This window comes from Paraburkholderia caffeinilytica, assembly GCF_003368325.1.
Classification (GTDB): Bacteria; Pseudomonadota; Gammaproteobacteria; order Burkholderiales; family Burkholderiaceae; genus Paraburkholderia; species Paraburkholderia caffeinilytica.
Window position 1 is genome coordinate 2,439,286 of record NZ_CP031467.1, and the last position, 24,226, is coordinate 2,463,511.

Below are 24,226 nucleotides of genomic sequence, written 5' to 3' on the forward strand. Positions count from 1 at the left end.
GATTGCATGCGATCGCGTGTGATTGCGTGCGTCGGGTTCGATCGCGAAAGCGCGGCGGGTCAGGAGCGAGCCGCCGGACTCAGGCTGCGTCGCGGTATTGAGTCGGCCATTGGCGCGGCTTCACTTCGGCCAGTGCCTTGGCAATCGCCGCAATATGCTCCGGCGTCGTGCCGCAGCAGCCGCCGGCGATATTCACGAGGCCCGCCTGCGCGAACTCCTTTAGCAATCCCGACGTATCCGCCGGCAATTCGTCGAAGCCGGTATCGCTCATCGGATTCGGCAAGCCCGCGTTCGGATAGCACGACACATAGGTGTCGCACAGCTTCGCCAGTTCGGCGATGTATGGACGCATCAGCGCCGCGCCCAATGCACAGTTCAAACCGAAGGTGAGCGGTTTGGCGTGGCGCAGCGAGTTCCAGAAGGCCTCGACGGTTTGTCCCGAGAGAATCCGGCCCGATGCGTCAGTGACGGTGCCCGAAATCATGATCGGCAGACGCTCGCCGGTGTCTTCGAACAGTTCGTCCAGCGCGAACAGCGCGGCCTTGGCGTTGAGCGTGTCGAAAATCGTTTCGACGAGGAACAGGTCGCAGCCGCCGTCGAGCAAGGCCTTTGCCTGCTCGTAGTACGCCGCGCGCAGTTCGTCGAACGTCACGTTGCGGGCGCCCGGATCGTTCACGTCAGGGGAAATGCTTGCTGTCTTCGGCGTCGGTCCGATCGCGCCGGCGACGAAGCGCGGCTTGTCGGGCGTCGAGTACTTGTTGCAGGCAGCGCGCGCCAGCTTCGCCGATTCGAGATTCATCTCGATGGCGAGATTTTCCATGCCGTAGTCGGCCTGCGCAACGGTGGTCGCGCCGAACGTGTTGGTCTCGATGATGTCGGCGCCCGCCGCGAGATACTGCTCGTGAATCTCGCCGATGATCTGCGGCTGCGTGATCGACAGCAACTCGTTGTTGCCCTTGATGTCGCGCCCGTAGTCCTTGAAGCGCTCGCCACGATAGCGGGCTTCGTCGAGCTTGTAGCGCTGGATCATCGTGCCCATTGCGCCGTCCAGAATCAGGATGCGCGACTTGAGCAGCGCGGGCAGCGCCGTGCCGCGCGTGTAGGCGGCGTCGGGACGGACTGGCGTGGCGGATTGAGCAGGCTGGTTCATGGCGGACGAGGGCTTGCGCCGGCTTTTTCGGGAAACCTGTCATTGTAGCCGCAGTGGGGCGGTTCCGCCGGGCGCACGCCGGGCAGGCGGATGCGCGTGCCGCGGCATCGGTGGTTGTGGCTCCGGCTGCGACGGAAACGATAGCGGAAACGACGACAGCGGAAACAACAACAGCGGAAACAAAACGGCCCAGTCAGGTGAAAGCCTGCTGGGCCGCGTTACTTCTACTGACCGCCTTATAAAGGCCGCCGGCTGAGCCGGTCGGCGCGGTCGATGGTTGTCGCCAAACCGTTACGTTAGACCTTCAGTTAGTGAAGAATCACCGGTTGATGCATCAGGCTGTCGAATTGCCCGAGGAATTCGTCTACCTCATCCAGCGACGGTTCCTCTTCGATCAGCTTTTGCACATGCTCGCGGAAACGCGCTGCCATTGCACCGTCAATGTAGATTTCGCGCTGCATGTTCTTGTCGACGATCTCGTAGCCGCCCGATTTCATGGCCAGCGGGCCTTCCTGCGGCGGAAACTCGACGACACAATAGTTGGGGCTGTTATAGATCATTTGCATGGCGACACTCCTTATTTCCGTTGGCTCCTGGCCATTCCTGCGCCATAGGTGGAGCTTGTGGTGTGGAATTCAAGGGGTGGGTCCGGATTGACGCTTGTAAAAGTTCCGAACCTACCGGTTAGACCGGCTTTCCAAGAAACGTTTCAAGCAGTGCAGCAAAACGGTGAGATTGCTCGATGGGTGCAAGATGCGCGGCCTCGAGCACTTCGAACTGCGCGCCTTGGATGGCGTCTGCTATTGCCTGCGTAACAGCAGGTGGCGTGCCCGTGTCGTGGCGGCCTCCCACGGCCAACGTCGGGCAACGTATTGCTCCCAGCTTACCGCGTAGATCGAAATCGCGCAGGGCTTCGCATGCCATTGCGTAGCCTTCTGGCAACGTATGGCTCATCACCTCCCGGATCTGCTCGACAGCTTCGGGGTGCGCTGCCTGAAAATCGGGCGTGAGCCAGCGGCTCAGCGTCGCGGGCACCAGCGATGCCATACCCTCCGTGCGCGCCATCGCCGCGCGTTGATCCCATAGCGCGCGGCCTTCGGGCAGCGTGCCGCCCGTGGTGTCGGCAAGGGTCAGCGTGTCGACGCGTGACGGGTGGTCCAGCGCGAATTGCTGCGCGATCATGCCGCCCATCGACATGCCGACAAGATGCGTGGTGGGTGCGCCGAGCGCATCGAGCAGCGCGGCGAGATCGCGGGACAGATCGGCGATGCCGAACGGCTCGCTCGATACCGCGGTCTTGCCGTGGCCGCGCAGGTCATAGCGCAACACGGTGTACGTGTCGCGGAAATAGCCGGCCAGTTGGTCCCAAACAGACAGATCGCCGCCGAGCTGGTGAACGAACGTCAGCCACGGGCCGCCGCCTTCATTGCTCAGGACATAGCGCGTTTCGACACCGTTGATTTTCACTTGCATGCGGGCTCCTTGAAGGGGGACGCAGTGGGAAGAGCGGTTTGCGCGTGCTTCTCCCGCCTTCACTATACCTACGTGACGTGGCGGCCGCGCGAACGGTTGCCGTTCACGTGCGAGCGAGTTCCGTCGTGGAAGTTTCAGCGACCTGTTCGAGACCCCTGCCCGGGTTCAAGGTTTTTCGGGCGCGTTGCCGGGAACGGTCGAATTGACCGAGGGGGTGGTTTCGGGCGCCATGGCGGGTGCGTTGGCCGGTGCTTTGGCGGGTGACGGGTCTGCCGGATTGTCAGGCGAGGTATTGCCAGCGCTATTTGTTCCGATAGAACCGCGAGAGCCGCCAGCGCTATTAGTGCCGCTGGCGCTACTTGAGCTGCCAGCGCCATTTGTTCCGTTAGCACCGTTAGCACCACTTGAGCCGCTCGAGCCGCCGGCACTGTCGGCCGGATTGCCGGCGCCGTCTGCATTGAGCTTACCGCGCCACACCAGTTCGAATTGCGTGCCGTTCGGCTCGGTCTGCATGATTCGCGCGGGCAGCCAGCCAAGCGACGGCGCAAGCCAAACGTCGATGCGGCGCAGATCGCCGTCATGACGAGGCAAGCGTTTGAAGTGACGCGTCTCGAGGTATCCCTGGGCGGTGCGAATGGTTTCGTCGCCGATTGTCTCGATCGGCCAGTTCTCGCCGCTGTCGTTATCGACCACGAAGAATTGCCGCGTCACACCGGGCTTATAGGCGGCCGGGTCGCCGCGCACCAGGCTGGCGAGTTGCATCACCACGCTGAAACGGTCTTGCGCGCCGTCGGACAGCGGCAGCGTGGCCGGCGTACGCGTGAAGGCGATCTTTTTGTCGCTGCGATTGAAGATCGCCACGTCTTCCGGACGACGGCCGCGCTTTTCGATGTACTGGTCCGGCGCGAGGCCGAAGGCGTCGATGCGGCCATGGCTCGAATACACGAACGTGCCGACGAACGGCAACGGCACGGAGACGACCATCTCGTAACTCTGTGCGTTGCTGGTCCAGTGGATGGTGCCGGGCTGATTGCGTACGCCGTTGTAGAAAGTGTCGTACTGCAGTTCACCAGACGGCGGAACGGAGAATTTCACGCCCGCTGAAGCTTGGGGCGCGCTCGCGGCGGCGGGGGCGCTGGCCGTGCCGGCGGCGGTTGAGCTGGCATTGGCGTTGGCATCGGGATGGCTCGCCGCCGGCGTTGCGCTCGCCGCGGCATCCGATGCGGCTGCGGCCGCGGGTGCCTGCTTAGCCGGCTGAGTCGCCGTCAACACGTGTTCGCGCGGCTTGCTCGCAACGGCCTTATGCGCCGGCGCCGACGTTGCAGCTTGTGGCGCTTCGGCAGCGGGTTTGCGCTCGACACGCTCGGGTGTCAGCAGCGCGACCTGCACGGGGACGCGTTCGTTGTCAGACGGATTCAGCGTTGCGCGGTTGCGCTCGACCCATTGCGCCGCAATCCAGTGCAGGACGGCCACCGCCAGCAGAACCGCAAGCCATCGCCCCACCCGCAAACCGGCACGCGGCCCGACGGGCGGCATGCGATCAGAGCGGCGAGTGGCGGAAGGTGAGGACATGGGCGAATGAATTTGAACGAATGGACGGCAACGGGATCGGCGGGGCACATCCAGAGTCCCAGCACAGCGGTAACGGTGGAAGGGTGGACAGGTGAAAGCCGCCCGAGCCAGACGCTGAACGGGTTCGACCACCTGGCGGCGAGCGATGTTCCTGAATTCAGCTCATTGGCGTGTCAGCGTGGCGTCGCACTATACCCGAGCTCATACGAAAGTTTTTGCGCACATTCGCGCAGCGCCATATCGATTTCACCGCCCCAGCGGATATCGAACGCGCCTTCGTGGCCGAGCGCGATCAGGCCGAGCGCGAGATCGCCGGTGGAGTCGAAGACCGGCATGCAGAACGCGTGGATGGTCGGCAGCAACATGCCTTCCACGCGCGCTGCCTCGTGCTGCCGCACCTCCGCCAGCACCCGCTCGACCTCGTCCCGCGTGCGCGGCCCGCCCATGTGCGACGAGCGGCGCGAATCGGCCAGTTCGCGCTCCAGCATCGCGGCGGTCTTGCTCGCCGGGAGATAGGCGGCGAACAGCAGACCGGTGGCGGAACTAAGCAGCGGCATCACGTCGCCGAGCTTGAGCGACGCCTTGGCGGGATGACTCGACTCCATCCAATGGACCATCGTCGGTCCCTGATTGCCCCACACCGCGATGCCCACCGTCAGATCGAGCCGGTCGCGCAGTTCGGCGAGCGCGATGCGCGCGAGCTTCACGCCGTCGACACGGGCAAGCCGCGCAAGCCCCAGTTGCAACGCGAAACCGCCCAGTTCGTAGCGGCCCGACAGGGGATCCTGCGCCACCACGCCAAGGCGCAGGAAACTCACCAGATAGCGGTGCGCTTTCGCCGGACTCATGCCGGCACGCTGCGCCAGATCGCGCAGCATCATCGCGCGCGGTTCGTGGGTCAGCACCTCGAGCAATCTGAAACCGACTTCGATCGACTGGATGCCGGAACGCAGTTTCTCCTCGCCGGCCTCGACGCTTTCGTCGTCGGATTCGGGCGCTTCGGGTGCTTCGAACGGTTCCGGCGGTTCAGTGGAGTCGGAGTCGGTACGGATCGCGCCGGGGCGCACAATTGAAGGCATGAGCGAGGCGCTGAAGCGCGTTTAAAGACAGTGAGAAAGGCGTTGAACCGGGGCCGACGACCGTGCCGCCACGTTGCGCAAACCGCCGCTGGGCAACGGCACTTGGGCCGCGCCGATTCACCATCGTAGAATAGATTCCCTCTATCGTCACTAACGGTTCACTCCTCTATGAAACTTGCCACGCTGAAGGACGGCACGCGCGACGGTCAGCTGATTGTCGTGTCCCGCGACCTGCACACCGCGGCCGTCGCCGACGCAATCGCGCCCACCATGCAGCGCGTGCTCGACGACTGGGCGTTCTACGCGCCGCAATTGCAGGACCTGTACGACGCGCTCAACCAGGGCCGCGCGCGCAACACCTTCCCGTTCGAGGCCAAAGAATGCATGGCGCCGCTGCCGCGTGCGTTTCAGTGGGCCGACGGTTCGTCGTACGTGAACCATGTGGAACTGGTGCGGCGCGCACGAGGCGCGGAGATGCCGCCGGAATTCTGGACCGATCCGCTGATGTACCAGGGCGGCAGCGACGACTTCATCGGTCCGAAAGACGATGTGCTGTGCGCATCCGAAGAATTCGGCATCGACTTCGAAGCGGAAGTCGCCGTGATCACCACCGACGTGCCGATGGGCGCCACCCCCGATCAGGCGCTCAGAAGCGTGCGACTGGTGACGCTCGTCAACGACGTCTCGCTGCGCAATCTGATTCCCGCCGAACTCGCGAAGGGCTTCGGCTTTTTCCAGAGCAAGCCGGCCACCTCGTTCGCGCCGGTCGCGGTGACGCCGGACGAACTCGGCGAGAGCTGGCGCGAGGGGCGCGTGCACCGGCCGATGATCGTCCACTGGAACAACAAGAAGGTCGGCCAGCCCGACGCCGGCACCGACATGGTGTTCCACTTCGGCCAGTTGATCTCGCACGCGGCGAAAACGCGCAACCTGCGCGCCGGCGCGATTGTCGGTTCGGGCACGGTGTCGAACAAGGATGCGAAGCGCGGCTATTGCTGTATCGCTGAGAAGCGCTGCCTCGAGACCATCGAGCACGGTGCGCCGCAAACCGGGTTCATGAAGTTTGGCGATACCGTGAAGATCGAGATGTTCGACGAAGCAGGCAAGTCGATTTTCGGTTCGATCGAGCAGGGCATCGCACCACTGGATTGACGCGCTGGTCTGGTGCGGACCGCGGCGTCGGGATCACGCCGTGTGCGCTTCGTCGCTTACGAAAGGGTTTCGCCCGATGCCGCTGCCACGATGCGCCGTTACACTGACTGGCGCGGCGGCGGCCTCGGGATCGCGGCTGTCTGCCGATCGGGAACCGACGCAAAACTAGCGCCAAACGAACGCAAGCCCGTACGCGAGCAGTACACAAGCAGCACATCGGCGGACTATCAAAAACGAAAAACCGAGGTGAGGAGACAGCATGCCGCGATTTGAATCCTTCGAACGAGGAACCCGGCGCACCCGCACGGCGAGCGTGCGCGCAACACCATCGCGGCGCGGACTCGCCCGTCTTGCCGCCGCGCTGTGCGCTGCGCTACCCGCCATCGCCCTTGCGCAGGTGAAGATCGGCCTTGTGCTGTCGCTGACCGGGCCGGCTGCGTCACTTGGGATTCCCGCGCGCGACACCGCCACGCTGCTGCCCAAACAGATCGGCGGCCAGAGCGTCGAATACATCGTGCTCGACGATGCGTCGGACACCACGCAGGCCGTTCAGGACACCAAGAAACTGATCGCCGAGAATCACGTCGACGTGATCATCGGCTCGTCGATCACGCCAAATTCGCTCGCCATGATCGACGTGGTTGCCGATGGCGAAACACCCATGATCTCGCTGGCCTCGTCGGCGAAAATCATCGAACCCGTGGATGCGAAACGTCATTGGGTATTCAAAACCCCGCAGACCGACGCGATGATGGCCTCGGCGATCGCCGGACACGCCAGCACGCGCGGCGTCAAAACGATCGCGTTCATCGGCCAGGCCGACGCGCTCGGCGAAACCTTCTACGCCGAAGTCGCGAAGTTCGCGCAACTGCATCACATCGACGTAGTGGCGAGCGAGCGCTTCAATCGCACCGATCCGAGCGTGACCGGCCAGGTCCTGAAAATTCTCGCGACCCATCCGGATGCGGTGGTGGTCGGCGCAGCCGGCACGCCCGCCGCGCTGCCGCCGAAGACGCTCAGGGAACGCGGCTACCAAGGGCTGATCTATCACAATCATGGCGTCGGCAACAACGACTTCCTGCGGGTGTGCGGCGCCGACTGCAACGGCACGTTCCTGCCCGCGAGCCCGGTGCTGGTCGCCGCGCAACTGCCGGCGGATCATCCGGCCAAACGCCTCGCGCTCGACTACATCGCGCGCTTCGAGGCCTTGCGCGGACCGGGCAGCGTGTCGGCGTTCGGCTCGTACACGTGGGACGCCGGCATGCTGCTCAGCAGCGCGGTACCGATCGCGCTTAAAGCGGCCGCGCCCGGCACGCCGGAATTTCGCCGTGCGTTGCGCGATGCGCTGGAAGCAACGCGCGGTCTCGCGGACACGAACGGCGTCGTCAACATGAGCGCCACGGATCACCTCGGACTCGATCAACGGGCGCGTGTGATGGTCGAAATCAAGAATGTGAAGTGGGTTTATCAGCCGCATTGAAATTGCGCTGGTTTTGCGCCGATATAGCGCGGAAGGCACCGGATGTGCCCTTAGGTTAGGGCGTCGGTTTCAAAGACGTACCCATGGACGGATTGCTCATCATGTCTCAGGCACCACACAGTAACGACGCGTTTTATGCGCACTACCACTCGCTGCAATTGCATCGCCATCCGCATGGCGTGCTCGAAGTCGTGATGAGCGGCGAGGGCGTGAATAAAAGCGGACTTGCCACCGCCAATGCACGGATGCACTTCGAACTCGCCGAGATCTGGCGCGACATCGATCGGGATCCCGACACGCGCGTCGCGATCATTCGCGGCGAGGGCCGGGGCTTTTCGGCCGGTGGCGACCTGCAGCTGGTCGAAGACATGGCGACCGATTTCGACGTCCGGGCGCGCGTGTGGCGCGAGGCGCGCGACCTCGTCTATAACGTGATCAATTGCAGCAAGCCGATCGTTTCGGCGATGCACGGGCCGGCGGTCGGCGCGGGGCTGGTGGCCGGACTGCTCGCCGATATTTCGATCGCGACGAAGTCGGCGCGCATTATCGACGGCCATACGCGTCTGGGCGTGGCCGCCGGCGATCACGCGGCGATCGTCTGGCCGCTTCTGTGCGGCATGGCGAAGGCCAAGTACTACCTGCTGCTGTGCGAGCCGGTGAGCGGCGAGGAGGCTGAGCGGATCGGCCTCGTGTCGCTTGCCGTCGATGAAAACGATCTGCGGCCCAAGGCGTTCGAAGTCGCGCACAAACTGGCCGGCGGCTCGCAAACGGCGATTCGCTGGACCAAGTACGCGCTGAACAACTGGCTGCGCTCGGCGGGGCCGGCGTTCGATACGTCGCTGGCACTGGAATTCATGGGTTTCGCCGGACCGGATGTGCGCGAAGGCGTGAACTCGCTGCGCGAGCGGCGCGCGCCGGATTTTGGCGGCGCTGACCCGTGGAGTGGACCGCCGCGGCAGACGCCAGGCGGCGGCGCATCGGGCGGTGGGCGCTCCTGAAACCGAAGACCGGCGCGAAATTGCGCAAAGCCTTGCCGGCCGGCCCGTGAGGTGCTGCGCGAGCGGGACGGACGGTAGCCCAAACTAAGCATGGTTCACAGCGCCACGCGCGGTATGATCGAATCAAACGCGCGCGGGATGGCGCTATTTCCTTCCCTTTATGCAGCGAGGCGACAAGCATGATCGATACACCTGGCACCACGCCGCCCTTTCCCGGCTTCCCCGGTTTTCCGCCCGCTGAAATGCTCGACCAGATGTGGGGCATGATGCGTCTCTCGCCGTTCGGCTCGGCGTTTTCGGGCGCGCAACCGGGCAGCAGCCTCGGGCCGTCGCTGTCGATGATGTCCGACATGATGGCGCCGCTGACCAGCGTCGAAGAACTCGATAAGCGCATCACCGATATGCGAGCCGTCGAGCAGTGGCTCAAGCTGAATCTGAACATGCTGCAGTCCGCCATTCAGGCGCTCGAAGTGCAGCGCGCCACGCTCGCGACGCTGCGTGCGTTTGGTGCGTTCGCGCAGGCGTCGATGGCGCAGCCGGCTTCCGAGGCTGCCGCGCCGAGTCCCTCGCCGGGCGGCTGGCCGCATTCGGAAACCTCATCGGCTTCGGCGGGTGCAAGTCAATCGGCCGCGCCCGAGCCGGCAACCGAAGAAGGCGAGGCCGCCGCGACACCACCGTTCGACGCCTCTGCCTGGTGGAATCTGCTGCAATCGCAGTTCAATCAGATCGCCCAGTTCGCGATGACGCAGCCGGGTGCGGCCGTTGCCGGATCGGACGGTTCGGCGACGGACTCGCCGGAAGGCGCGGCGAGCGCTTCGGCATCGGCGGGCGAAGCGGCTGACGCGTCGAGCGGCGCCACAGCGACAGCCGGGCCCGCAACCAGACGGCCGGCAGCGAAGCGGGCGGCGACTTCGGCGTCCGCGACGCGCGCAGGCAGTTCGGGGGCCGCTCCGCGAGCGACGAAAAAGTCCGTCTAGCGGCACGCATGAAACGGGGCAGGGTGAGCCACGCGACGACGGGGCAAAACCTGACCGGCCGGCGGTGCAAACGAAGCGAATTCGCCGCCTGTCATGGTTTTGACCCCGTTCGTCGGCCACACTCCGCGAATCGGCTCGTTTATTGAGAGAAGTCAATCAGGCGCTGGAATTGCGTCTGCCATGGCACGGGAACCGTAAAGTCAGCGTGCTATCATTGTGTAAGCTTCATTTGGCTTTTGGGCGTGCGCTGAAAACAACCAATTTGGCCGCCCTTGCTCCATTCGCCGCCGGTACCACCGGCGCAGGGCTGGACGGTGCGGATTCATCGCAGACTGGCTCGACCTCAGGCATAGGGTATCCCTCACCCACGGTTGGCCGCGTGGCGCGTAACTTCTGGTTAGCAGCGCCGCGCAATCGCCTGGACTTCTTTGCTGCCCGGTGCATCTGGGCGGCCGATTACCGCGTAAAATTGAATGCTTGGCCGATAAACGATGCACAAAACGGTGCGTTTCGTTCGTCATAAGCAAAAGTGCTACACGTAGTAGTTACAGACACAGACAGTATGCGCAGAACAGGGGTGGGACTATGAACACCATGCTTTATCCGGAACTTTATAAATCGCTCGAATCCGTTCGATGGGACATGGAGAAAGACATTCCCTGGGACAAGTTCGATGCATCGCTATTGACCGACGAGCAGGCAGCGACGATCAAGATGAACGCGATCACCGAATGGTCGGCGTTGCCCGCCACGGAAATGTTTCTGCGTGACAACCATCACGACAGCGATTTCTCCGCATTCATGAGCGTGTGGTTCTTCGAAGAACAGAAGCATTCGCTGGTGCTGATGGAATATCTGCGCCGTTTCAAGCCGGAAATGTGCCCGACCGAGGAAGAGCTGCACGCCGTGCGCTTCGAATTCGATCCGGCGCCGCCGCTCGAAACGCTGATGCTGCACTTCTGCGGCGAAATTCGCCTGAATCACTGGTATCGCCGTGCTGCCGAATGGCACACCGAGCCGGTCATCAAGGCCATCTACGAAACCATTTCGCGCGACGAAGCGCGCCATGGCGGCGCGTACCTGCGCTACATGAAGAAAGCGATGGTGCAAACCGGCGACATCGCGCGTGCTGCGTTCGCCAAGATCGGCGTCCTGATGGCATCGGCGCGCCGCACGGAAAAGCCGCTGCATCCGACCAACCTGCACGTGAATCAGGCGCTGTTCCCGCGCGACACGATTCAATCGCGTTTGCCGGATCCGGAATGGCTCGAGCGCTGGCTCGACGAGCAGATCCGTTTTGACGACGGCTGGGAAAAGAAGGTGGTCGAGCGCATTCTGCACAACCTGTCGATTCTGTTCGAGCGCTCGTTCAATACGGCGCAGGAATTGAACCGCTATCGCAAGGAAGTCGTCGCGCGTTTGCAGGCCGATCAGAAATCGGCTGAACAACCGGCTTGATGGGTTCGGGTTCGCGGGTGCATGTCGTTGGTCCATGTGCCTGGCCCATGTCTCTGACTTACATTTGTGGAACCCGGTTCGTGGGTTGGCCATTGTGAGTTTCAGCATGATTCGGCGCTAGCGCCGCGAACCGGTTGAAGGTTTCAGGAACGGCCCGGCAGGCGTGAGCTTGCTGGGCCGTTTTGCTTCATGCCGTCCGGCGTGTATCGTGGCGGCACTTCTTTTTTCTTTGCGACTCCGTCATGGCCGCCATTTTTGAACGCAAGATTTTTACGCGCGATGCGCTGGTGAAGCTTCGCGCTTCGATGCACGCGCCGGTTGTCTTTACCAACGGGGTGTTCGACATCCTGCATCGCGGGCATGTGACGTATCTTGCCGACGCCAAAGCGTTCGGCGCCTGCCTGATTGTCGGCGTCAATAGCGATGCTTCCGTGCGCATGCTAGGCAAGGGGGACGACCGGCCCATCAATAACGAGGCCGATCGAATGGCTTTGCTGGCAGCGCTGGAGAGCGTCGATTACGTGGTGTGCTTCGGCGAGAAGACGCCCGTGGAGCTGATTTCGGCGCTGCGGCCGGATGTGCTCGTCAAAGGCGGCGACTACGACATGGATGTTTTGCCGGAGTCGGCCATTGTGCGGGGCTGGGGCGGCAAGGCTTTGGCGATTCCTTTCGAGCATGAGCGCTCGACCACCGCGTTATTGAAGAAGGTTCGCGCGCAAGGGTAATAGGGGTTTCCGGGTGGCGCTTTCTTCTTTTTACCGAAGCCAGGCGCGGTGCTGGAACCCGGCGCGACCTTTGGCATCCGCCGTTTCGTCTTTACTGCGGCAGTGCCGATGCCGCTATCGGCGCCGCCGGCGCGGGACCGCCTACGACGGCCTGGTCGGCGGCTTCGGCCGCCGACAGAGGCTGCACCTTCAACCACTCCGCGTGGAACTGGCGGTTCAGGTGATTCGGCTCGCGGCCTCCGGCTGTGGGCGTAGGGCCGAATACGCCGCGCATCGCGACGAATGCCAGCATGTTGGCAAGAAACAAAATGGCGATCAGCCAGCGCAGCATCGTTAGTATTCCCCGTCCATAGGTTCAGCCGCCGCTATTCCAACGCTGCTCCGCCGCTGCCTCGCCGTCATTCGAAAGGCCGCGGCTCAGGCGTCGCGCTCCAGCGCGCATTCGGCAGCAATCAGCGCAAGCCCCGACAGCACCAGCGAATCGTGGCGAGTATGCGGCACTTTTAGCGCACTTGTCACTTCGTCCACCGCGCCGCCGCTGACCAGGAGGCGTACCGGCACCTGCCATTCGTCCTGCAGGTCATGCCACATGCGCTCGATCAGGCCGGCTTGCGCCAACGTGCATCCGGCCGACAATGAGCGCGGCGTGTCCGTCGCGAAGAACGGGCCGCGGCGCTCGCGATCAGGCGGGGCGTTTGCATCGAGCAGGCCGCGTGCGGCGTGGGCGTCGAGCGTCGGCAGTTGTGCCGTGTGCTCGCCGAGCGAGCGCATCATCAAGGTCCAACCCGGCGCAATCAGGCCGCCGACAAAGCAGCCGTCCGCACGCAACGCCTCCAGCGTGGTCGCCGTGCCGAACGTCGCAATCAGCAGATTCTCGCCGGGAAACGCCGCATGCGCCCCAATTAGCCCGGCCCAGCGATCGCTGCCGAGCGCATGCGGCGTCGCGTAGCTATTGGTCACGCCGCATTGCTGCGCAGAGGCGCGGATCGTCGTGCGCGGCAGTTGCGGCCAGTGGGCGTCGAGTAGCGCGGCAATGCGAGCGGCGACGCTTTCACCCGCCACGTTCGATAACCATGCGCCGCCCGGCGTCGGCAACTTCGACCAGTCAGGTTGGTCAGCGCCGCCGTGCGCGAGCGCGCCGGCCGCGATTTGCACACCGTCCGGCTGCACCAGCGCCCACTTGATGCGACTATTGCCGGCGTCGATCAACAGATAAGGCGCGCTGCTCGTCATGCCGCACCGTCGGCCAGACGCAGCGAGACGTCACCGGTTGCGACGGTCAGACGCCCGGCCGCCGTGTTGAGCAGCAATTGCCCGCGTTCGTCGACGCCTGCCGCCACACCGCGCGCCAGCTCTTGACCTTGCTCCAGCAGCACGACTTCGCGGCCTGCGTAGGCGTGCACGGCGTTCCAGCGCGTCTGGAACGGCGCAAAGCCTTCTGCACCGAAGCGCTGCAGCGCGGGTTCGAGCGCGTTCAGCTCCGCCGCCAGCGTATCGGTGAGGTTCGCATTCGGCAGCGCGCGTTGCAGCGCCGTCGGCGTGGCGCCGCGCGCTTGCGCCGGCACGTCCGCGTTGAGCGCGCCAACCTTGGCGGCGAGCTCGTCTGCGCCCTTCACATTGGTGCCGATACCGATCACCACGGCGCTCGCGTCATCCGTGCTCCATGCCGTTTCGATCAGGATACCGGCCAGCTTGTCGCCTTCGAGCAGCACGTCGTTGGGCCACTTTAGCGCGATCTGTCCCGGGCCTGCGACCGGCAACGAGCGCAGCCCGTCGACCAGCGCCACGCCCACCGCGAGACTCAAACCCGCCAGCCCTTCGAGCGGACGCGGCAGCACGCACGCCACCGAAAACAGCAGCGCGTTGCCCGGCTCGGCATACCACGGGCGGCCACGGCGGCCGCGGCCGGCGGTTTGCAGATACGCGACCCGCACGATCGGCCGCGGCAGCGCGCCGGCTTTGCGCGGCAATGCCTTGACGCGCGTCATCAGGTCGGCGTTGGTCGAGCCGGTTTCCTCGACGATTTCGATCGGCCAGTCATGCGCGTGCGGACCGAACAGCGCGACGGCGCGCTCGCGGTCGATACGCCAGTCGGAAGCCGCGGCGCCTTGGGGTGGGGTCTTGGAAGCGTTCATGTCTCATATTGTAGCGACAGCGCACGCGGCGAGCCCGTGAGCACGGTTCAAGCGCCGCGCCTTCGTTACAATGACCCCTAATCCGATAACCAGATTGCAGCGATCCTTGAACTACGACACTCCGCCCGGCCTTGAAGTCGCGGCCGGCAGCCAAGGCAAGATCGTCCGGCTCTCGGGCCAGTGGACGGCGCTCGCGCTCGCGCGCGACAAGGCCACCGGCCACGTGATCCCTCTGCTGCGCTCGCTGGTCGGCGCCGAGGGCATCCGCCAGTGGGATCTGTCGCGCATCGACCGGATGGACCACGTCGGCGGTCAGGCGCTGTGGCGCGTGTGGGGCCACAAGATGCCCCCGGACACCACGCTCACCGATACGCAACGCGACATTTTCGAGCGCATCGCGCTGCTCGACACGGTGCGCGAAAAGGCCGAACCGGTGGTCAAGTTCGACCCGTTCACCCGGCTGGGTCTCGCGATCTTCTCGTTTATCGAGCACCTGTACGGCGGATTCGCCATGTTCGGGCAGGTCGTGCTCGATCTCCTCGCGATCCTGCGCAAACCGAAACTCACGCCGTGGACCGAGATTTCCGCGAACGTCTATAACGCCGGCACCAAGGCCTTGCCGATCACCGCGCTGGTCGCGTTCCTGATCGGCATCGTGCTGAGCTATCTGTCGGCGCAGCAACTGCGGCTCTTTGGCGCGAATCAGTACATCGTCAATATTCTTGGGCTGTCGGTGATTCGCGAACTGGGGCCGGTGCTGTCGGCGATTCTGGTGGCGGGCCGCTCGGGCTCGGCGATTACCGCGCAGATCGGCGTGATGCGTGTCACCGAAGAACTCGACGCGATGCGCGTGATGGGCATCCCGCACGGGCTGCGGCTGATCCTCCCGCGCGTGGTCGCGCTCGGCGTGGCGATGCCGCTCCTCGTGATGTGGACCAACATCATCGCGTTGACCGGCGGCGCGCTCGCCGCGAAGATCGTGCTCGGCATCGACATGAGCTACTTCGCGCGCGCCTTGCCCGGCGTCGTACCCGTGGCGAATCTGTGGATCGGTCTCGGCAAGGGCGTTGCGTTCGGCATGCTGATCGCGATCGTCGGCTGTCATTTTGGCTTCCGTATCAAGGCCAATTCGCAAAGCCTCGGCGAAGGCACGACGACCTCGGTGGTGACGTCGATCACCATCGTGATTCTCGCGGACGCGGTGTTCGCGATCCTCTTCCAGAACGTGGGGCTAGGATGATCGCGCCACTCACCCAGGCCGTACGCGGCCAACCGATGCCCGAAATCGCGGAGCCGGTGATCGAGGTGATCGACATCACCAAGCGCTACGGCCGCAACATCGTGCATCAGCACCTGAATTTCGACGTGCGGCGCGGCGAGATCGTCTCGATCGTCGGCGGCTCGGGCTCGGGCAAGACCACGCTGGTGCGGCAGATTCTCGGCCTGGAGCGGCCGTCGTCGGGAACCATCAAGCTGTTCGGTCAGGACATTGCCACCATTTCCCCTGAAGACGCGCTGCTCATGCGCAGCCGCTCCGGGATGCTGTTTCAGCGCGGCGCGCTGTTCTCGTCGCTGTCGGTGTTCGACAACGTCGCGCAGCCATTGCGCGAGCTCGGCAAGGTGCCCGCCGATTTGCTGCGCGACATCGTGATGCTCAAGCTCGAGATGGTCGGCCTGCCGTGCAAGCACGCCTCGAAGATGCCGTCGGCGCTCTCGGGCGGCATGATCAAGCGCGTGGGCATTGCGCGCGCCATCGCGCTCGAACCCGAGTTGCTGTTTCTCGACGAACCGACCGCCGGCCTCGATCCGCAGGCGTCCGACGAGTTCGTCGAACTGATCTCCGCGCTGCATCGCGCGCTCGGTCTGACGGTGGTGATGGTCACGCACGATCTCGACACGATGATCGCGCTGTCCACCCGCGTCGCCGTGCTGGCGGATCGCAAGGTGCTGGTCGCCGCGCCGGTCGAAGAGGCGGCGGGCGTCGACCATCCTTTTATCCGCGAATATTTCCTCGGCCTGCGCGGGCGTCGCGCGCTGCAGGCGCTGCCGCCGGAACGCCGCGCGAAATTGCCGCGCGCGGCGCTCGAGTCGGCATCGTCCGAATTGCCGCTGTGAACCAGGGAACCTGACAATGGAAAACAAATCACATGCCTTCTGGGCAGGGATCTTCACGGTGGCCTTGCTGGCTGCGATCGCAGTGGCGGCTTTTTTGTTCAACGTCGACCGTGCCGTGCGGGTGCCGTACGATCTGATTGCGCGCACCAACGTCACGGGGCTCTATACCGACGCGGCGGTGCGCTATCGCGGGCTCGACGTCGGCAAGGTGCAGTCGATCAAATTCGATCGGGATCATCCGGGACAGATTCTGATCCGCATCCTCGTCGACACGCATGCACCGATTACGCATTCCACGTTCGGCAGTCTTGGGTTCCAGGGGGTGACGGGTATCGCTTTCATCCAGCTGGATGACAGTGGGCGCGATCCGACGCCGCTCGCGTCGTCGCCGAAAGCGGTGGCGCAGTTGCCGATGCGCCCGGGCTTGCTCGATCAGTTGCAGCAGCGCGGCGACGTCTTGCTGCGCAAACTCGAAAGAGTCACTGACGACGTCGACAATCTGTTGTCGCCGGAAATGGTCAGTCAGTTGCAGGGCACGGCGGCAAGCATCCAGAAGGCCGCCGACGGCGTCGCCACGCTGACCCAGCAGATGGCGCCGGCAGCCGGCAAGCTGCCGGCCACGATCAACGCACTGGATCGCACGCTGGCATCGACCAATCAGTTGATCACCAGTCTGAACCGCCCGGACGGGCCGTTCGAGACCAACCTGAACAAGGTTGGGACGGCGGCGCAGCAAGCGGGCGACGCGCTGGTGTCGATGGATAGCTCGATCCAGGAGTTGTCGGCGCGTGTCGGTTACGACACGCTGCCGCGTGTCAATTCGCTCGCTGAAGACGTGCGCTCCGCGGCCCGCTCCGTGGACCGCGCTGCGGACACGTTCAGCACCAATCCGCGCAGCGTGCTGTTCGGCGCGCCGAGCGCGGCGCCGGGCCCCGGCGAAGCGGGCTTTACGTGGCCCGCCGCGCGCGCCGCCCAATCGAAATGATTTGCAGGTTTTGAAGAAGGAACATGGTTATGTCAGGCTCGATTCACCGATTGTTGTTCTCGCGCGCCGCGCTTGCGATGCTGCTCGCGTTCGGCGTGCTGGCTGCTGGTTGCGCGGGCAACCCCGCGGCGATCTCGGACATCCGCTACGACCTCGGGCCGCCGAATCCGGCGGCCTCGGCCGGCACGCTGCCGGCGGTGAAGGTGCTCGATGTCACCGCGCCCGACAATCTCGAGTCCGACAAGCTGATTTACCGGCTCAGCTACGCCGACGCGCAGCAGACGGCCTCGTACGCGAATAGCCACTGGACCATGGCGCCCTCGCAACTGCTGACCCAGCGTCTGCGCGGTGCGCTCAGTTCGCGTGGCACCGTGCTGACCGGGGCCGACGGCGTGCACGCCGCGGTCCTGAAGGTCGATCTGAGCGAGTTCGAACAGGTCTTCGATAGCCAGTCGGAAAGCCACGCGGCGGTCACCGCGCGTGCCACGCTGACGCAAAGTGGCAAGGTGATTGGCCAGCGTACTTTCATCGCGCGCGCGCCATCCCGCTCGGCGGACGCCGCCGGCGGCGCTCAGGCGCTCGCTGCGGCCAGCGACGACCTCGTCGCGCAGATCGGCGCATGGCTCGGCGTGCAGGCGCTGGTCGCCGCGCAATGACCGGCTTGCAGCGCGCGCAACGGAGCGCTGCATGAGCGTCAAGCCCTGGCAGCGCCGGCCGTCGGCGCTCGCCCGGCAGGCGCTGGGGCTGTACACGGCGCTGATCGTCTACGGGTCGTGGTATCCGTTTTCCGGCTGGCGTTCGCTCGGCCTCGCTCCGTTTGCCTATCTGTCCGATCCCATGCCGCAGTACCTGACGGCGTTCGACGTCGTCACGAACGTGCTCGGCTATATGCCGTTCGGCGCGCTGGTGGTGCTCGCGCTGTATCCGCGCTGGCGCGGCACGCTGGCGGTCACGTTGGCGTTCGTGCTTGGCGGATTGCTGTCGAGCGTGATGGAAGCGGTGCAAACCTATCTGCCGACGCGCGTTGCCTCCAATCTCGATCTGGCCGCCAATGCGCTCGGCGCGCTGCTCGGCGCGGCGATCATGTCGCCGGCCACAGGCGCGTTGCTCGATCGCGGCTTGCTGCGGCGCGTGCGGCTCCTCTGGTTCGAGCGCGACACGGCGGCGCTCGTCTGTCTCGTCGCGTTGTGGCCGTTCGCGACCATGTACCCGGCGCCCCGCCTCTTCGGTCTCGGCAACTGGCCGCGCGAACTGTGGCTGCGTTTCGATTCGACGACGCAAGACGTCCTGCTCGCATGGACGCCGCCGGCCTGGCACGTCAGCACGTGGCCGGCGCTGGTTGCCGCCTGGCTGCCGGACGACGCCTGGGAGGCCGCCATCACCACGCTCAATCTGTTCGCCGCACTCGCCCTGGCCTCGCTGCCGGTGCGCCGCCATGCGCCGCTCGTGCGCCTGTTGATCGTGTTTATCGTCGCGACCTTGTGTGTCAAGGCGGGCGCGACGTTTCTGCAATCGCAGTCCGGCCTTGCGTTCGACTGGGCGACGCCCGGTGCGCTGGCAGGGCTCGTGTGCGGCACCGTCGCGGCGCTGCTGGCGTTGTGTTTGCGGCGCAGATTGCGTGCGGCGCTCGCGGCCTGCGCGCTCACGGTCGCGCTGGTGTTCGTCAATCTGCTGCCGGTCAATCCGTATTTCGATGCCGTGCTGGCCGACTGGCGCCAGGGGCGGTATCTGCACTTCAACGGTCTCGCGCACTGGATCGCGTGGGTCTGGCCCTATGCGGCGTTAGTGTGGCTCGCTTATCTCGTCGAACAGGTATGGCTCAAGCGGCGCGTGAAGCAGGCATGAGCGAAGGCCGACGCGTGTGCGCGGCCGGATCAGGCGCATCGTGTCCCACCAGATCGCGTCAGGTCACTCAGGTCACTCAGTCATTCAGTGCGCACCCCACAAGGCGCACTGCCAGCCCGGCCGGGCTGCGAGCCGCCGTGCATCCGCCGCTCAGCGACCGCCGGCCCCGCTCGCTATAATCGTCCGCACAACTGGTGTGCTTCGGCGCTTCCAGCGCCATTCCCATTCTTGCAGTCTCGCCCCCGGACATCATGGATTCCTTTTACAAGTACCACGTCTTCTTCTGTCTCAATCAGCGCGATCCCGGCGCGGAGCGCCCGAGCTGCGCGAATTGCAACGCGCAGGCGATGCAGGAACACGCAAAGAAACGCGTGAAGCAACTCGGCCTTGCCGGCCCCGGCCAGGTGCGTATCAACAAGGCCGGCTGCCTCGAGCGCTGCGAACTCGGCCCGGCGCTCGTCGTGTATCCGGAAGGTGTCTGGTACACCTATGTCGACGAGAGCGACATCGACGAAATCGTCGATTCGCATCTGGTGAACGGCAAAATCGTCGAGCGTCTGAAAATCGATCAATAAGCCTCACCATGAACGCACATACGAAGAAATATCTGATCGACGGCCCGGTCGGCAAGATCGAGGTCGCGCGGGATCTGCCCGACGCGATGCGCGAGAACGGCGCCGCGCCGCGCGGCATCGCGCTGGTCGCGCACCCGCATCCGCTGTTCGGCGGCACGATGGACAACAAGGTCGCGCAGACGCTCGCCCGCACGCTCGTGCAGTTGAACTACGTGACGTATCGCTCGAATTTTCGGGGTGTGGGCGAAACGCAGGGCGAGCATGACGCCGGTATCGGCGAGCGCGACGATCTGCGCGCCGTGCTCGATCACATGCGCACGCAAGCAGGACAGGGCGATCTGCCCCTCGTACTGGCGGGTTTTTCGTTCGGCACCTTCGTGCTGTCGCATGTGGCCGCGAAGCTGCGCGAAGAAGGTCAGGCGATCGAGCGGATCGTGTTCGTGGGCACTGCGGCGAGCCGGTGGGAAGTCGCGCCTGTGCCGGAAAACACGCTTGTGATTCACGGTGAAATCGACGAGACCGTTCCCATTCAGTCGGTTTACGACTGGGCGCGGCCGCAGGAATTGCCGGTCGTCGTGATTCCGGGGGCAGAGCATTTTCTACATCGCAAGCTGCACGTCCTGAAGCGGATCATCGTCGACGCGTGGCGCTAAGGGACACACGCGGAGGGCGCCGCGCGTGTTTTCCGGGGTACAGGTACGTGCAAACGCTAATTAATCGCCCCCCTTTGGTCAAAGATGCCAGGATAGCGCGCGTATAATGAGCGCTCTTTTTTGGGCGCAGCATTGCCCACCCGGCAGTTCGCGCGACGCGTAGCTTCTTTCACGCGCGCAGCGGTGCCGGATGCGAGGCGTGCTGCGCGAACCGATCGCGTTGCCGGAAGTCCAATGGGCGCCGCGCCGTTTTTACGGCCTGACGCTCGCCGACCGGCTCCTCCAATCTGTGCGCCCTGCGCGCGATGTATTTTTCCGCACGAATCGACCCTATGCGTTTCTCCACCTCCGGCCGCACGTCATTCCCGTCAGTTTCTTCTTTCGTTCCCCCTACGCTTAGCCGTGCCGTGACGCTCGGCATCGTGCTGCCGGCAACGCTCGTTGCCAGCACGGCGTTCGCGCAGGTGCCGCCGCCCGCGGTGAACGCGCGCTCGTGGGTGCTCGTCGACGCCACCAGCAATCAGGTGCTCGCATCGGGCAATGCCGACGAACGCGTCGAACCGGCCTCGCTGACCAAGCTGATGACCGCGTACCTCGTCTTCGAAGCACTGCAGACGAAGAAGATCACGATGGACCAGACCGTGATGCCGAGCGAAGCGGTGCGCCGCGTGCGCACCGACGAATCGCGCATGTTCATCGAAGCGAACAAGCCGGTGACCGTGCACGATCTGGTGTACGGCATGATCATCCAGTCGGGTAACGACGCGGCGATCGCGCTGGCCGAACTGGTGGGCGGCAGCGAGTCGCAGTTCGTCAACATGATGAACACCGAAGCGCAGAAACTCGGCATGAAGAACACGCATTTTGCCGACGTGAACGGCATGCCCGACCCGCAGCACTACACCACGGCGGGCGACCTCGCGGTGCTGTCTGCGCGCCTGATTCGTGACTTCCCCGACTACTACAACATTTTCTCGGTCAAGGAATTCACGTACAACAAGATCAAGCAGCCGAACCGCAACCGTCTGCTCTGGATCGACCCGACGGTGGATGGCCTGAAGACCGGTCACACGCAAGCGGCCGGCTATTGCCTGATCGCCAGCGCGAAGCGTTCGATGCCGGGCACGGCCGACGGCACGCGCCGTCTCGTCTCGGTGATGATGGGCGAGGTCAAGGAACACGACCGCGTGCAGGACAGCCTGAAGATGCTGAACTACGGCTACACCGCGTACGACACGGTGCGTCTGTACAAGGCGAGCCAGGTGGTGGGCACGCCGCGCGTCTACAAGGGGGCGCAGGACACCGTGCAGATCGGCGTGAAGGGCGATCAGTTCATCACCGTGCCGAAGGGCATGGGCGACAAGGTGAAGCCGCAGATCGAGCAGATCGATCCGCTGGTCGCGCCGATCGCGAACGGTCAGCAGGTCGGCACGGCGAAGCTCGTGGCCGACGGCAAGGTGCTGGCGCAGTTCCCGATCGTCGCGTTGCAGGCCGTGCCGCAAGCCGGCGTGGTCGGCCGCGTGTGGGATTCGCTGATGCTGATGTTCAACAAGAAGAAGTAAGAGCCTGATTGCGATGACCGCTGTTTCCGATGTTTCGCCCGATCCGATCGTTTATCTGAACGGCGAGCTGGTGCCCTTGTCCGAAGCGCGCGTGCCGGTTCTCGACCGCGGCTTTATTTTCGGCGACGGCATTTACGAAGTCGCGCCGTTGTATCCGCATGCGAGCGGCCGTACGGCGTTTCGCTTCAGGCATCATCTGGCGCGGCTCGCGCGTTCGCTGGACAAGATCGGCATCGTCAATCCGTTCGACAACGCCGGCTGGCGCGAACTGATCGATCGCGTGGTTGCGGCCAATGAAGCGGACGCCGGCCTGCGCGCCGATCAGGACGCGATTGCCTATGTTCAGATCACGCGGGGTGTCGCGAAGCGCGGTCACGCGTTCCCGGCCGGCATCCAGCCGACCGTGTTCGTGATGGTCACGCCGCTGAACCTGCCGGACGCCGCCCAGCGCGCGCAGGGCGTGCGCTGCGTTACTGCTGAAGACCGTCGCTGGCTCAATTGCGACATCAAATCGGTGTCGCTGCTCGGCAATGTGCTGATGGCGCAGTACGCAGCCGAAAACGACGCGTTCGAGACAATCCAGTTTCGCGACGGCATGCTGACCGAAGGTTCGTCGTCGAATATCTGGATGGTGAAAGACGGCGTGCTATATGCGCCGCCGCGCAGCCACAAGATTCTCGAAGGGATTCGCTACCGTTTGATCGAGGAGCTGGCGAGCGAATGCGGCATCCGCTTCGAGGCGCGCGAGATCGCCGAAGCGGAGCTGCGTGCCGCCGACGAGATTCTGGTCAGTTCCGCCACCAAGGAAGTGCTGCCGGTCACGCAACTCGATGGTCGGCCGGTTGGCGACGGTAAGCCGGGCGCGGTGTTCGCGGCGTTGTACGCGGCCTATCAGCGTGCCAAGGCCAAGGAAGCGCAAGAAGCGCAGCAAGGAGTAGAAAGTGAATCCCGCGAAAGAATCGTTGCTTGAGTTTCCGTGCGACTTTCCCATCAAGATCATGGGCAAGTCGCATCCCGAGTTCGCCGAGACGATCGTCACGGTGGTTCGGCAGTTCGATAACGAAGTCGACCCGGCTCGCGTGGAGACGCGGCCGTCCAGCGGCGGCAACTACACCGGTTTGACGATTACCGTGCGCGCGACGAGCCAGGCGCAGCTCGACGATATCTATCGTGCGCTGACCGGCCATCCGATGGTGAAAGTGGTGCTCTAAGTCACGGTCCGAGCTGGTGCAGGCGCCGCTTTGACTTTGGCGCCCGCACTGTGGATGGTGCCAATGACGATGCCTCGTATTACGGCGTGACGCGCAATGCGTCTGCCGCCAGATCGGCACAGGCTGCAGGGCCTGCCTCGCAAGCCCGCTCGAAAAGCTGTTTGAACCGTCCCACTTCTTCGAATACCCACGTGCGGAATGCCTTCACACGTGCGGTTTCCAGCATCTGCGGCGGGCAGATGAAGTAGTACTGCCATGGGCTTGGCCCATCCACATCGAATAGCCGCACAAGGCGGCCCGCCGCGATCTCGTGCATCGCCAGCGACCGGCGCGTGAGCGCGACCCCCTGGCCGTCGATGGCCGCCTGCAGCAGATTCGACGAATCCTGATACAACACGCCGCGCTTCGGTTCCTGCCAGTCGGTGAGGCCCGCGGCGTCGAACCATGGGCGCCAGAGTTCGTCGTCCGAGCGCAGCAGCTGGACCTTGGCCAGATCGGCCGGCGTTTGCGGTAGCTTGCCGCCGTTGAAGTCCGGCGCGCAAGCCGGAAAGAAGATCTCCTCCAGCAGCAACTCCGAGTGCAGCCCCGAGTATTTGCCGTAGCCGAAGCGGATCGCCACGTCGACGTCGTCGCGCGCGAAGTCCGTCAGCGCGTTGGTGGACAGCAGTTCGAGGTCCCACTGGGGGTGCGCCTCGATAAAGCTGCCGATGCGAGGGGTCACCCAGCGCGCTGCAAACGAGGACAGCATGGACACGACAAGACGCCGCTCGCGGTCGCCGGCGCGGATCTCGCGGGTGGCGTCGGCAAGCGCCATCAGCGCGGTGCGCACGCGCGTGGCATAGCGGCGGCCCGTGTCCGTGAGCCGTACGCGCTTGCCGTCGCGGGCGAACAGCGTGATGCCTAACTCCGCCTCCAGCGCGCGGATCTGGTGGCTGACGGCGCCGTGCGTGACGAACAGTTCGTCGGCGGCGCGCGAGAAGCTCTCGTGGCGGGCGGCGGCTTCGAACGCCTTGATGGCGTTCAGCGGGGGTAATTGCCGGAGGTCCATCGCAATATTTCTCACATAGAGGTGAAAATAGAT

At 64.4% G+C, this 24,226-nt stretch carries 25 protein-coding genes; 16 read left to right on the forward strand and 9 right to left on the reverse strand.

The window, feature by feature from the left end; all coding sequences use genetic code 11:
• Positions 1 to 79: 79 nt before the first annotated feature.
• The 5 genes from DSC91_RS27180 to DSC91_RS27200 all read right to left on the reverse strand — a co-directional run bounded on the left by DSC91_RS27180 (position 80) and on the right by DSC91_RS27200 (position 5,274).
• Positions 80 to 1,150, reverse strand: a complete 1,071-nt coding sequence (locus DSC91_RS27180) for a homocysteine S-methyltransferase family protein (protein WP_115781687.1) — start codon at positions 1,148 to 1,150, stop codon at positions 80 to 82.
• Positions 1,151 to 1,458: 308 nt separating this feature from the next.
• Positions 1,459 to 1,716, reverse strand: a complete 258-nt coding sequence (locus DSC91_RS27185) for a BTH_I0359 family protein (protein ID WP_007179533.1) — start codon at positions 1,714 to 1,716, stop codon at positions 1,459 to 1,461.
• A gap of 118 nt (positions 1,717 to 1,834) precedes the next feature.
• Positions 1,835 to 2,623 (reverse strand): alpha/beta fold hydrolase, encoded by a 789-nt coding sequence (locus DSC91_RS27190; RefSeq protein WP_115781688.1) that lies wholly within the window; start codon positions 2,621 to 2,623, stop codon positions 1,835 to 1,837.
• A 165-nt stretch (positions 2,624 to 2,788) separates the two neighbouring features.
• Positions 2,789 to 4,195, reverse strand: a complete 1,407-nt coding sequence (locus DSC91_RS27195) for a DUF3108 domain-containing protein (RefSeq protein ID WP_115781689.1) — start codon at positions 4,193 to 4,195, stop codon at positions 2,789 to 2,791.
• A 173-nt stretch (positions 4,196 to 4,368) separates the two neighbouring features.
• A complete protein-coding gene (locus DSC91_RS27200) occupies positions 4,369 to 5,274 on the reverse strand; it encodes an IclR family transcriptional regulator (RefSeq protein ID WP_115781690.1) in 906 nt (301 codons plus the stop codon).
• Between the two features lie 168 nt (positions 5,275 to 5,442).
• Here DSC91_RS27200 and DSC91_RS27205 point away from each other — a divergent pair, with 168 nt between their 5' ends.
• From DSC91_RS27205 to rfaE2, 6 genes are all read left to right on the forward strand, one after another.
• Positions 5,443 to 6,426, forward strand: coding sequence for a fumarylacetoacetate hydrolase family protein (locus DSC91_RS27205; protein ID WP_115781691.1), 984 nt, complete (start codon positions 5,443 to 5,445; stop codon positions 6,424 to 6,426).
• 259 nt (positions 6,427 to 6,685) lie between these two features.
• Complete coding sequence (locus tag DSC91_RS27215; RefSeq protein ID WP_115781693.1) at positions 6,686 to 7,906, forward strand: ABC transporter substrate-binding protein; 1,221 nt, start codon at positions 6,686 to 6,688, stop codon at positions 7,904 to 7,906.
• A gap of 101 nt (positions 7,907 to 8,007) precedes the next feature.
• On the forward strand, positions 8,008 to 8,904 hold the full coding sequence (locus tag DSC91_RS27220; RefSeq protein ID WP_115783528.1) for an enoyl-CoA hydratase/isomerase family protein: 897 nt from the start codon (positions 8,008 to 8,010) through the stop codon (positions 8,902 to 8,904).
• Between the two features lie 179 nt (positions 8,905 to 9,083).
• Positions 9,084 to 9,881, forward strand: a complete 798-nt coding sequence (locus tag DSC91_RS27225; RefSeq protein WP_115781694.1) for a PhaM family polyhydroxyalkanoate granule multifunctional regulatory protein — start codon at positions 9,084 to 9,086, stop codon at positions 9,879 to 9,881.
• A gap of 585 nt (positions 9,882 to 10,466) precedes the next feature.
• Positions 10,467 to 11,339: a ferritin family protein gene (locus DSC91_RS27230; RefSeq protein WP_115781695.1), complete on the forward strand. Its 873-nt coding sequence runs from the start codon at positions 10,467 to 10,469 to the stop codon at positions 11,337 to 11,339.
• 242 nt (positions 11,340 to 11,581) lie between these two features.
• Positions 11,582 to 12,064, forward strand: a complete 483-nt coding sequence (gene rfaE2 / locus DSC91_RS27235) for a D-glycero-beta-D-manno-heptose 1-phosphate adenylyltransferase (RefSeq protein WP_115781696.1) — start codon at positions 11,582 to 11,584, stop codon at positions 12,062 to 12,064.
• Between the two features lie 91 nt (positions 12,065 to 12,155).
• Here the strand turns inward: rfaE2 and DSC91_RS27240 are convergent, their stop codons facing one another.
• From DSC91_RS27240 to DSC91_RS27250, 3 genes are all read right to left on the reverse strand, one after another.
• Positions 12,156 to 12,395, reverse strand: a complete 240-nt coding sequence (locus DSC91_RS27240) for a hypothetical protein (RefSeq protein WP_115781697.1) — start codon at positions 12,393 to 12,395, stop codon at positions 12,156 to 12,158.
• An 86-nt stretch (positions 12,396 to 12,481) separates the two neighbouring features.
• The gene (locus DSC91_RS27245; RefSeq protein WP_115781698.1) at positions 12,482 to 13,297 is read right to left on the reverse strand and encodes a type III pantothenate kinase; all 816 of its coding nucleotides are present in this window, start codon (positions 13,295 to 13,297) and stop codon (positions 12,482 to 12,484) included.
• Positions 13,294 to 14,199 carry a biotin--[acetyl-CoA-carboxylase] ligase gene (locus DSC91_RS27250; RefSeq protein WP_115781699.1) on the reverse strand — a complete coding sequence of 302 codons (906 nt, stop codon included), beginning with the start codon at positions 14,197 to 14,199 and terminating at the stop codon, positions 13,294 to 13,296. Before DSC91_RS27250 ends, DSC91_RS27245 begins: the two co-directional genes overlap by 4 nt.
• A 106-nt stretch (positions 14,200 to 14,305) precedes the next feature.
• On the opposite strand from DSC91_RS27250, the gene DSC91_RS27255 reads away from it, so the two are divergent.
• The 10 genes from DSC91_RS27255 to DSC91_RS27300 all read left to right on the forward strand — a co-directional run bounded on the left by DSC91_RS27255 (position 14,306) and on the right by DSC91_RS27300 (position 23,145).
• Positions 14,306 to 15,439 (forward strand): MlaE family ABC transporter permease, encoded by a 1,134-nt coding sequence (locus DSC91_RS27255; RefSeq protein WP_115781700.1) that lies wholly within the window; start codon positions 14,306 to 14,308, stop codon positions 15,437 to 15,439.
• Positions 15,436 to 16,314: an ABC transporter ATP-binding protein gene (locus tag DSC91_RS27260; RefSeq protein ID WP_115781701.1), complete on the forward strand. Its 879-nt coding sequence runs from the start codon at positions 15,436 to 15,438 to the stop codon at positions 16,312 to 16,314. The genes DSC91_RS27255 and DSC91_RS27260 overlap by 4 nt, the downstream gene beginning before the upstream one ends.
• Before the next feature lie 16 nt (positions 16,315 to 16,330).
• Entirely contained in the window at positions 16,331 to 17,299 is a 969-nt protein-coding gene (locus DSC91_RS27265; protein ID WP_115781702.1) for an MlaD family protein, read from the forward strand.
• Between the two features lie 29 nt (positions 17,300 to 17,328).
• A complete protein-coding gene (locus DSC91_RS27270) occupies positions 17,329 to 17,955 on the forward strand; it encodes an ABC-type transport auxiliary lipoprotein family protein (RefSeq protein WP_115781703.1) in 627 nt (208 codons plus the stop codon).
• Positions 17,956 to 17,986: 31 nt separating this feature from the next.
• Complete coding sequence (locus DSC91_RS27275; RefSeq protein WP_115781704.1) at positions 17,987 to 19,144, forward strand: VanZ family protein; 1,158 nt, start codon at positions 17,987 to 17,989, stop codon at positions 19,142 to 19,144.
• A gap of 251 nt (positions 19,145 to 19,395) precedes the next feature.
• Complete coding sequence (locus tag DSC91_RS27280; RefSeq protein WP_063494611.1) at positions 19,396 to 19,719, forward strand: (2Fe-2S) ferredoxin domain-containing protein; 324 nt, start codon at positions 19,396 to 19,398, stop codon at positions 19,717 to 19,719.
• Between the two features lie 8 nt (positions 19,720 to 19,727).
• Positions 19,728 to 20,372 (forward strand): alpha/beta hydrolase, encoded by a 645-nt coding sequence (locus DSC91_RS27285; protein WP_115781705.1) that lies wholly within the window; start codon positions 19,728 to 19,730, stop codon positions 20,370 to 20,372.
• 332 nt (positions 20,373 to 20,704) lie between these two features.
• The gene (locus DSC91_RS27290) at positions 20,705 to 21,934 is read left to right on the forward strand and encodes a D-alanyl-D-alanine carboxypeptidase family protein (protein WP_115781706.1); all 1,230 of its coding nucleotides are present in this window, start codon (positions 20,705 to 20,707) and stop codon (positions 21,932 to 21,934) included.
• A 13-nt stretch (positions 21,935 to 21,947) separates the two neighbouring features.
• Positions 21,948 to 22,904, forward strand: coding sequence for a D-amino acid aminotransferase (locus DSC91_RS27295; RefSeq protein WP_115781707.1), 957 nt, complete (start codon positions 21,948 to 21,950; stop codon positions 22,902 to 22,904).
• Positions 22,876 to 23,145 (forward strand): DUF493 family protein, encoded by a 270-nt coding sequence (locus DSC91_RS27300; RefSeq protein WP_115781708.1) that lies wholly within the window; start codon positions 22,876 to 22,878, stop codon positions 23,143 to 23,145. Before DSC91_RS27295 ends, DSC91_RS27300 begins: the two co-directional genes overlap by 29 nt.
• Before the next feature lie 79 nt (positions 23,146 to 23,224).
• Here DSC91_RS27300 and DSC91_RS27305 read toward each other — a convergent pair whose 3' ends face one another.
• On the reverse strand, positions 23,225 to 24,193 hold the full coding sequence (locus DSC91_RS27305; RefSeq protein WP_115781709.1) for a transcriptional regulator GcvA: 969 nt from the start codon (positions 24,191 to 24,193) through the stop codon (positions 23,225 to 23,227).
• Positions 24,194 to 24,226: the final 33 nt, after the last annotated feature.

What these genes read in the sequence shown, in the direction of transcription:
- DSC91_RS27180 (WP_115781687.1), bottom strand. Translation starts at nt 1,150, where the DNA reads ATGAACCAGCCTGCTCAATCCGCCACGCCAGTCCGTCCCGACGCCGCC.
- DSC91_RS27185 (WP_007179533.1), bottom strand. Translation starts at nt 1,716, where the DNA reads ATGCAAATGATCTATAACAGCCCCAACTATTGTGTCGTCGAGTTTCCG.
- DSC91_RS27190 (WP_115781688.1), bottom strand. Translation starts at nt 2,623, where the DNA reads ATGCAAGTGAAAATCAACGGTGTCGAAACGCGCTATGTCCTGAGCAAT.
- DSC91_RS27195 (WP_115781689.1), bottom strand. Translation starts at nt 4,195, where the DNA reads ATGTCCTCACCTTCCGCCACTCGCCGCTCTGATCGCATGCCGCCCGTC.
- DSC91_RS27200 (WP_115781690.1), bottom strand. Translation starts at nt 5,274, where the DNA reads ATGCCTTCAATTGTGCGCCCCGGCGCGATCCGTACCGACTCCGACTCC.
- DSC91_RS27205 (WP_115781691.1), top strand. Translation starts at nt 5,443, where the DNA reads ATGAAACTTGCCACGCTGAAGGACGGCACGCGCGACGGTCAGCTGATT.
- DSC91_RS27215 (WP_115781693.1), top strand. Translation starts at nt 6,686, where the DNA reads ATGCCGCGATTTGAATCCTTCGAACGAGGAACCCGGCGCACCCGCACG.
- DSC91_RS27220 (WP_115783528.1), top strand. Translation starts at nt 8,008, where the DNA reads ATGTCTCAGGCACCACACAGTAACGACGCGTTTTATGCGCACTACCAC.
- DSC91_RS27225 (WP_115781694.1), top strand. Translation starts at nt 9,084, where the DNA reads ATGATCGATACACCTGGCACCACGCCGCCCTTTCCCGGCTTCCCCGGT.
- DSC91_RS27230 (WP_115781695.1), top strand. Translation starts at nt 10,467, where the DNA reads ATGAACACCATGCTTTATCCGGAACTTTATAAATCGCTCGAATCCGTT.
- rfaE2 (WP_115781696.1), top strand. Translation starts at nt 11,582, where the DNA reads ATGGCCGCCATTTTTGAACGCAAGATTTTTACGCGCGATGCGCTGGTG.
- DSC91_RS27240 (WP_115781697.1), bottom strand. Translation starts at nt 12,395, where the DNA reads ATGCTGCGCTGGCTGATCGCCATTTTGTTTCTTGCCAACATGCTGGCA.
- DSC91_RS27245 (WP_115781698.1), bottom strand. Translation starts at nt 13,297, where the DNA reads ATGACGAGCAGCGCGCCTTATCTGTTGATCGACGCCGGCAATAGTCGC.
- DSC91_RS27250 (WP_115781699.1), bottom strand. Translation starts at nt 14,199, where the DNA reads ATGAACGCTTCCAAGACCCCACCCCAAGGCGCCGCGGCTTCCGACTGG.
- DSC91_RS27260 (WP_115781701.1), top strand. Translation starts at nt 15,436, where the DNA reads ATGATCGCGCCACTCACCCAGGCCGTACGCGGCCAACCGATGCCCGAA.
- DSC91_RS27265 (WP_115781702.1), top strand. Translation starts at nt 16,331, where the DNA reads ATGGAAAACAAATCACATGCCTTCTGGGCAGGGATCTTCACGGTGGCC.
- DSC91_RS27270 (WP_115781703.1), top strand. Translation starts at nt 17,329, where the DNA reads ATGTCAGGCTCGATTCACCGATTGTTGTTCTCGCGCGCCGCGCTTGCG.
- DSC91_RS27275 (WP_115781704.1), top strand. Translation starts at nt 17,987, where the DNA reads ATGAGCGTCAAGCCCTGGCAGCGCCGGCCGTCGGCGCTCGCCCGGCAG.
- DSC91_RS27280 (WP_063494611.1), top strand. Translation starts at nt 19,396, where the DNA reads ATGGATTCCTTTTACAAGTACCACGTCTTCTTCTGTCTCAATCAGCGC.
- DSC91_RS27285 (WP_115781705.1), top strand. Translation starts at nt 19,728, where the DNA reads ATGAACGCACATACGAAGAAATATCTGATCGACGGCCCGGTCGGCAAG.
- DSC91_RS27290 (WP_115781706.1), top strand. Translation starts at nt 20,705, where the DNA reads ATGCGTTTCTCCACCTCCGGCCGCACGTCATTCCCGTCAGTTTCTTCT.
- DSC91_RS27295 (WP_115781707.1), top strand. Translation starts at nt 21,948, where the DNA reads ATGACCGCTGTTTCCGATGTTTCGCCCGATCCGATCGTTTATCTGAAC.
- DSC91_RS27305 (WP_115781709.1), bottom strand. Translation starts at nt 24,193, where the DNA reads ATGGACCTCCGGCAATTACCCCCGCTGAACGCCATCAAGGCGTTCGAA.